Here is a 6484-nt window from a genome sequence, read left to right as displayed (position 1 = left end):
ATCGAGCGCGTCCTCGACACGATCGACAGCTCCATGCCGGGCGGGCATTCCGAGGTGGTCATCAGGAATCTTCGCGTACAGGCGTCCGACATGCTGGGCCAGCCTGGCGAAGGCTTTCGCTATGCGCAGATCCGGCTCGCGCCGGCGCGCCTCTCGCACTGCATGCGCTGGCTCGGCGTGGCGACGCGCGCGCAGGAAATCGCGACCGAATATGCCTGCAAGCGCCAGGCCTTCGGCAAGCTGCTGGTCGATCATGAGGGCGTCGGCTTCATGCTGGCTGAAAACCAGATCGACCTGCAGCAATCGGCCCTGATGATCGACTGGTGTGCCGATGCCCTGGACCGGGGCGAGACCGGCAATGTCGAAAGCTCTATGGCCAAGGTGGCGGTGTCGGAAGCGTTGTTCCGCGTTGCCGACCGCTGCGTCCAGGTGATGGGCGGCATGGGCGTCAGCCGCGACACGATTGTCGAACAGCTGTTCCGCGAAGTGCGCGCCTTCCGCATCTATGACGGGCCGACCGAGGTCCACAAATGGTCGCTCGCCAAGAAGATCAAGAAGGCGGAACTTACCCGGCAGGAGATCAGGCCATGAGCTTCATCAGCAAGTTTGACCTATCGGGAAAGACCGCGCTCGTGACAGGAGCGTCGGGAGGGCTCGGTGAGCATTTTGCCATGCTGCTGGCCGAGCAGGGGGCGCATGTGATGCTCGCCGCCCGGCGCGAGGAAAAGCTGACAGCCATCGCGGCGCGCATAGAATCCCTTGGCGGGGAGGCGACACCCGTCGTCATGGATGTTACCAAGGCGGCCTCGGTGGAGAATGCCTTTCAGGCGATTGCTGTACCTTGCGATGTCATCGTTAATAATTCCGGCATCGGTCAGGCAAACTGGTATCAGGAGACCAGCGAGGAAGAATGGCAGTCAGTCATCGATACGAACCTGACTGGGGTATGGCGGATCGCGAAAGCAGCCACGCGCGCGCTTATCGATGCCGGCCGACCGGGCGCAATCGTCAACATCGCGTCCGTCACGGCGCTGAGGCCGGCGCTGATGAACGGCGCCTATGCCGCGTCGAAGGCGGCTGTCGACCACCTGACGCGGGTTATGGCTGCCGAGGTCAGCCGTTACGGCATCCGGGTCAACGCCCTTGCGCCCGGCTATTTCAAGACAGCCATCAATGACGAATTCCTGGGCAGTGAGCACGGCGAGAAGATGCGCAAACGCATCCCGATGAAGCGCTTCGGGACTCATGAGGAGCTTGACGGAGCAATCATGCTGCTGGCTTCCGATGCCGGCGCATACATGACCGGGGAGACTATCGTCGTGGATGGCGGCCACCTGCTCCAGCCACTTTGAGCAACATCAGAAATGAGCATTGGTGATACATGACTGTCGCAGACCGGAGCCAGCATCTGATTGACTCGCCCTCGCCCAAAGTCGCCTGCGCGACATCGGGCAGAGCAGGGGTAATCGAATTGAGACGGCCGAGTGCCCTCAATGCACTCGATGAGGAGATGGTGGCCGTCATCGACTCAGCGCTTCAGCGGTGGATAGGCGAAAACAAGGTCGATCTCGTGGTCCTGGATTTCTCCTGTCTGCCGCGCGCTGTCTCCTCCGGCACGGACCTTCTTTTGCTATCCCAGCAAAGCAATTGGGATGTGCGCAGAACGAAGGCATTCTTTGCCAGCCAGTACAGGTTGATCGATCGCCTTGTGCACTATCCAAAGCCCGTCATCAGCCTGATCGACGGAAAACTCATGGGCAGTGCCGTGGGCCTGGCCATGGCTGCCCATCATCGCATTTCGACCCCCACGGCAAGCCTTTCCTTCCCGGAGACCGGCGTGGGGCTCGTGCCCGACAATGGCAGCACATGGTTCCTGTCCCGGCTGCGCAACCGGCTGGGCATCTGGCTGGCCATGACGGGTGAGGCCTTGGCGGGCGAAGACATTTATCGGGAGGGGCTTGCCAGCCATTTCGCAGACACTGATGCGCTGCCCGACCTCAAGGCCGCTCTTGTGCGTGAGGGGATCGGTGCCTTGCCGCGGAGGACCGGGCCCGATGCAGATGTGCGTCACCCCCACTGGACAGAAATAGACATCTGTTTTTCGGAGGACAGGGTAAGCAACATTGTCCGCTTGCTGCGGGAAGGCTCAGACTGGGCGCGGATGCAGGCCGGTTTGATCGAACAGAAGTCTCCGCTGGCCCTCCATATCGTTTTGCGGCAGCTGCGGACCGGCGCGATCCTGTCCGATCCTCGCGGCGCCTTGCGGCTGGAATACAGGCTGCTGTCGAGACTGGTGTGCACGCCCAATTTCAGGGAAGGCGTGAAGACGTTCCTGTCACATGGCCAGAGAAAGCCGGCATGGAGCCCGCAGCATATCGCCCGGGTGTCATCAGGCCTGGTCGCCTCGTTCTTCGCCCCGCCACGGGAAGGAGAGCTGGCATTGTGAAAAAAGGGCGAAAATCAAATAGCGCCATCGGATAAACCGTCTCAGGCACTAATCAATTACGCTGGTGTCACCAGTCCGCCATCCCGGCGAAGCCGTGCTCGCACGACCGGATCGGACTGGAGACGCGGTCGGTGTCGAGCCTGTCCCATCGGGCAGACTGGCTGAAAGCGGCTTGGGAGGGCGTGTTGCCCGGCGCTGCCCGGTAGGAGGGGCCGGCAGCGGCCTCGCTCCGGACAAATATCCCTGCGCGAGAGCGCTTCCTCCAGCGTGGGCGCGTGGATGCAGGGCAGGATGGTATCGATCAGGCCGGCCCCGGTCCAGCTCGCCCAGTATGGCCATGCCCCCCGCCGGCCAGGTGCACATCCGCGACATGAGGTCGTTTGTGGGCGGCGGGCACCTTGCACAGCCACTGCACGCGTCGTGCCAGCAAAGGCTGCTGTGGGCCCTTCTCATCGTCGCGGCGGAAGATTCGAGAGCCTAAGCCGCTGAGGTTTTTGGCCGCTTCCACATCATCACCCCCGTTCCGTCCTTCTCGTTCTCGAAGAAGGCCGCGCGCATCGGAGCGGCAAAGCCCGGATCGTCGAGCTTCACCGAAAGATAGGGCGTTTCGCCATCTTTCGATTCCTCGCGCCAGGCGGCGCCGAGTTCCGCACCGCCGGCATAGAGCCGGAACTCCGGCCCGCCATTATTACCCTTGTCCTTGTTGGGGACGAGCTGGGCTTTGACGTTTATCGTCATTGTGCGGATGGTACCGGTATATTTTCCATCCTTGAATGTGAAACTTCCGATCTGGGCCATGACTGATCTCCTCTAGCTGGCTTTCGAATGAAGCGTCTTGCGAGCCCGCTTGAACCCGGCGTCGGAGCCGAGAAACTTTTCGAGCATGGCGGGGATCAGCGCCTCGGGCTTTTCCTCGACGCCATAGGTCTGCCGATAGATCGCGGCGTAGTCCGCGAGGGCCGCGGCAAGGTCCGGGTCGAGCGATATGGTGATCTTGACCGGCGTGCGGTCTGGCAGCTTGGCAAGACGAAGGGACATGGAAACAGGGCTCCGGTTCAATGCGGTCTGAGGATGAGGTCGCGCGTAACGACGACGCGCACGGGCCAGCCCGGCCGGATCTTGATGGTCGGCTGAATACCGAGATTGCGCTCGACGACACGCTGGCCGGCCTGGTTCACCGTGTCGGATGTGCCGCGGCGGATGGCGCGTTCTATGTCGCCCTCGTCGCCGGCGCCTAGTTCGGACCCGATGCCGAGGATTGTGGCGAGCCCTGCAGCCGCGAAGACGCGGCCCCAGTGATGATCGGTACGGTCCGAGAGGCCCGCATAGCCTTGCACGTCGGCGCCCGGCGCGGAGATCACCACCGATGTTCCGTCCGGGAAAATGATCCGGTCCCAGGTCACCAGCGCCCGGTCCTGGCCGAAGGAGACTTCCGACTGATAGCGCCCGATAAGACGCGAGCCCTGCGGGATAAGGAGATGCTGACCGGTCACCGTGTCGTAGACGGGCTGCGTGACCTGCGCGACGATCACGCCCGGCAGATCGCTATTGATGCCGGTCACAAGCGACGCCGGGATCAGCGTGCCGGTCATTACCTGGTACGGCGAGACCGGCTCCTGCACGCCATATTCATTGTAGATGTCGGCTTCAGGCTGCTTGTCCGCGAAGTCGATCTTCGCCTGCTGCAGATTGTCGTCCCTGCGTGCATCGAAGGCGGCGGCGACGCCGTCGTTAGCCCCGGCACGCAGTCCGGCAAGGGCCAGAAGGTCGTCCGGCAGATCCGACCGGCCAGCGGGCCGTGCGCTGTCGGCGTGCTCCGTTTTACGGTCGCCGCCCGCCAGCCTGAAGAAGACCGGGGCGCGCGCCGCCTCTGCGGCGAGCGACGCTTCCTCCATGCGCCGCGCGCGTGCGGCCTCGTCTTCCGGATTAGGGCGGAAGTCGGTTTCGAACCGGTCGGCATATTCGGGCTCGATCCCCAGCCCGCGTTCGGCTTCGAGCACGGTTGCCCCGAGATCGCCCGCAAGCGGCGGGCCGAGACGGACAGGGGCCGGTTCGGAGCGAGGAAGACCCGTATAGCTTTCCGGGAGCGAAGAGAGTCCCGCAGGCGTGCGCTTCGATTTCGTGTTGTAGAGTTCCTTCTTCGCTGCCGGGGCGACCGCGCGCGGCGGCGCAAGCGCGATATTGGCGGCGGCGAAGAGCGCAATCGCGCCGAGCCCGGCGCCAAGCATCAGGACCTTGCGGTTGAGGCGGGTCACGGGCCGCGGGCTTGAGCGGATCTTCAACCGTTCGGCATGCTCATCAAAGGGGACGGGATCGGCCATCTGATCAGCCTCCGAACAGCGAGGCAAAGCCCGAGCGCGGCGTCGAGGTAGTAATCCGCACGACGGTCTGGTCCTTCTCCCCGAGCCTCAGCTCGGCGACACGGAACAGCCGGTCGACGACATAATAGCGCCCGCGGATGCGGTAATTGACGAGTTCCGCATCGCCGTCCTCGCCGAGAATGAAGAGCGGCGGGAGATCGCTCGCGGCGATGTCGGCCGGCATCTGGATGAAGACCTGGCGGCCGTCATCGAAGACCCGAACCGGCCGCCAGTCGGGCTTGTCGCCCATGATCCAGTAGTCGAAGTTCAAGCCTTCGAGCGGCACGCCGCGCTTGACGGTCGCCGCCTCGCGCCTGGCCTCAGACGTCCGGCGATTGACGAGGGCGGTCAGCTCATCGGCCGGATAGCGCCAGGAGAGCGCCGCCATATAGGCGCCCTCGAGGCTTTCCAGTTCGAGGTGGTAGGTCCGCCGGTCGGTCGCGATCATCAGATTGGTGACGAGGTCCGCACTGATGGGTTTGACGAGAATATGCGCCTGTTCGCTGGCGCCCGAGCCCGACCGCGTATCGCCGACGACCCAGCGCACCGTGTCGCCGGCCGAGACCGACACCAGCGCCTCACCCGGCTGCAGGGCGATGTCGGACACCTGGCCGGGGCTTGCATAGAGCCGGTAGAGCGCCCCTTCCGTGTACGGATAGACCTGAATGGCATTCAGATAGCCATCCTCGGACGGTTCGACCAGCGCCTCGGCGCGCCCCTTGCGCACGGTCTCGTCCGGCAGGGAGGCAGGACCGGGCGCGGCGCGGGCGGTAATGGCCTTGAGCTGGCCGGGAAGCGGGAGGGGGACGGGCTTTTCGATAAATTCCACCTCGCCGGCCGCCGTGTCTTCGGCGGGGGTCGCCGCGATGAAGACGCCCGGCGCTGGCGGTTCGGCCTGCGGATGGGATGAGGCGCAGGCCGCGGTGAGGGCGAGCGCCGCTGTGGCGAGTGACATGCGCAACATTGTTATTCTCCTGTGTCGAGATCCTGGCCCCAATTGAGGCTGTGGACGTAAAGGCCGAGGGGATTGGCGCGCAGCGTCGCCGCGTCGGTCGGCACTTGGCGGACCACCGAAAACAGCCCGGTGAAGCGCTGCGACGTCGTCAGCGCGCCATTTTCGAAGGTCTTCTCCACCCAGCGCGCCTGGAAACTGTCGTCGGAGACGCGCACCACGCTCACCACTTCGACGGTGCGCGACTTGCGGCCGACATCGGCAAACGGGTCATTCGCCTGCGCGTATTCGTTCAGCGTGACGGACGCCTTGTCGGTCACGAAGTCATAGGCTTTGAGCCAGCTCTCGCGCACCACGACGGGATCGGTGCTCAAGCCCCGCACATGGGTGATGAAGTTCGCGAGATGATGCGCAATCTGGGCGTCGGTCGGCTCGTATCGCTCCATGGCGGGCGCGACCGCGCGCGCCGCGCCTGTCTGGTCGATCTCGACCACATAAGGCGTCACCGTCGATTGCAGGCTCCGCCAGATGAGGGCGCCCGAGGTTGCGAAGGCGAGACCGAGACAGCCAAGCGCCATCAGACGCCAGTTCTTCGCCTGGACCCGGGCCGACCCGATCCGCTCGTCCCAGACCTGGCCGGCCTTCTGGTACGGCGTTTCCGGATGGGGGCTCCGGCCATAGTCCGTCGATGTCCGCTTGAAGACCATGTCTATTCTTCCTTGTCCT

Annotated in this window: 8 protein-coding genes; 3 read left to right on the top strand and 5 right to left on the bottom strand. The window is 64.1% G+C overall.

What is annotated here, in order from left to right:
- From B8784_RS16630 to B8784_RS16620, 3 genes are all read left to right on the top strand, one after another.
- Positions 1 to 591, top strand: a 591-nt coding sequence (locus tag B8784_RS16630) for an acyl-CoA dehydrogenase family protein (RefSeq protein ID WP_143435587.1), incomplete at its 5' end; no start/stop codon positions are given.
- Complete coding sequence (locus tag B8784_RS16625; RefSeq protein WP_084399030.1) at positions 588 to 1352, top strand: SDR family NAD(P)-dependent oxidoreductase; 765 nt, start codon at positions 588 to 590, stop codon at positions 1350 to 1352. The genes B8784_RS16630 and B8784_RS16625, both read left to right, overlap by 4 nt.
- Before the next feature lie 119 nt (positions 1353 to 1471).
- On the top strand, positions 1472 to 2446 hold the full coding sequence (locus B8784_RS16620) for an enoyl-CoA hydratase/isomerase family protein (protein WP_158085717.1): 975 nt from the start codon (positions 1472 to 1474) through the stop codon (positions 2444 to 2446).
- A gap of 477 nt (positions 2447 to 2923) precedes the next feature.
- Here B8784_RS16620 and B8784_RS16615 read toward each other — a convergent pair whose 3' ends face one another.
- From B8784_RS16615 to trbF, 5 genes are read right to left on the bottom strand one after another with little or no spacing between them, the layout of a single operon-like run.
- Positions 2924 to 3244, bottom strand: a complete 321-nt coding sequence (locus B8784_RS16615) for a DUF736 domain-containing protein (protein WP_084399028.1) — start codon at positions 3242 to 3244, stop codon at positions 2924 to 2926.
- A 12-nt stretch (positions 3245 to 3256) separates the two neighbouring features.
- Positions 3257 to 3484, bottom strand: a complete 228-nt coding sequence (locus B8784_RS16610) for a DUF2274 domain-containing protein (RefSeq protein WP_084399027.1) — start codon at positions 3482 to 3484, stop codon at positions 3257 to 3259.
- A gap of 17 nt (positions 3485 to 3501) precedes the next feature.
- Positions 3502 to 4767, bottom strand: coding sequence for a TrbI/VirB10 family protein (locus tag B8784_RS16605; protein ID WP_084399026.1), 1266 nt, complete (start codon positions 4765 to 4767; stop codon positions 3502 to 3504).
- A 4-nt stretch (positions 4768 to 4771) separates the two neighbouring features.
- On the bottom strand, positions 4772 to 5770 hold the full coding sequence (gene trbG / locus B8784_RS16600) for a P-type conjugative transfer protein TrbG (protein WP_084399025.1): 999 nt from the start codon (positions 5768 to 5770) through the stop codon (positions 4772 to 4774).
- Positions 5771 to 5772: 2 nt separating this feature from the next.
- On the bottom strand, positions 5773 to 6465 hold the full coding sequence (gene trbF / locus B8784_RS16595; RefSeq protein ID WP_084399024.1) for a conjugal transfer protein TrbF: 693 nt from the start codon (positions 6463 to 6465) through the stop codon (positions 5773 to 5775).
- Between the last annotated feature and the right edge of the window lie 19 nt (positions 6466 to 6484).

This window comes from Henriciella aquimarina (assembly GCF_002088975.1).
Taxonomy (GTDB): domain Bacteria; phylum Pseudomonadota; class Alphaproteobacteria; order Caulobacterales; family Hyphomonadaceae; genus Henriciella; species Henriciella aquimarina.
This window is presented reverse-complemented; position numbering and strand designations above follow the sequence as displayed.

Excerpts from the sequence above, each read along its gene's own strand:
- B8784_RS16625 (WP_084399030.1), top strand. The coding sequence starts at position 588 with ATGAGCTTCATCAGCAAGTTTGACCTATCGGGAAAGACCGCGCTCGTG.
- trbG (WP_084399025.1), bottom strand. The coding sequence starts at position 5,770 with ATGTTGCGCATGTCACTCGCCACAGCGGCGCTCGCCCTCACCGCGGCC.
- B8784_RS16610 (WP_084399027.1), bottom strand. The coding sequence starts at position 3,484 with ATGTCCCTTCGTCTTGCCAAGCTGCCAGACCGCACGCCGGTCAAGATC.
- B8784_RS16605 (WP_084399026.1), bottom strand. The coding sequence starts at position 4,767 with ATGGCCGATCCCGTCCCCTTTGATGAGCATGCCGAACGGTTGAAGATC.
- B8784_RS16615 (WP_084399028.1), bottom strand. The coding sequence starts at position 3,244 with ATGGCCCAGATCGGAAGTTTCACATTCAAGGATGGAAAATATACCGGT.
- trbF (WP_084399024.1), bottom strand. The coding sequence starts at position 6,465 with ATGGTCTTCAAGCGGACATCGACGGACTATGGCCGGAGCCCCCATCCG.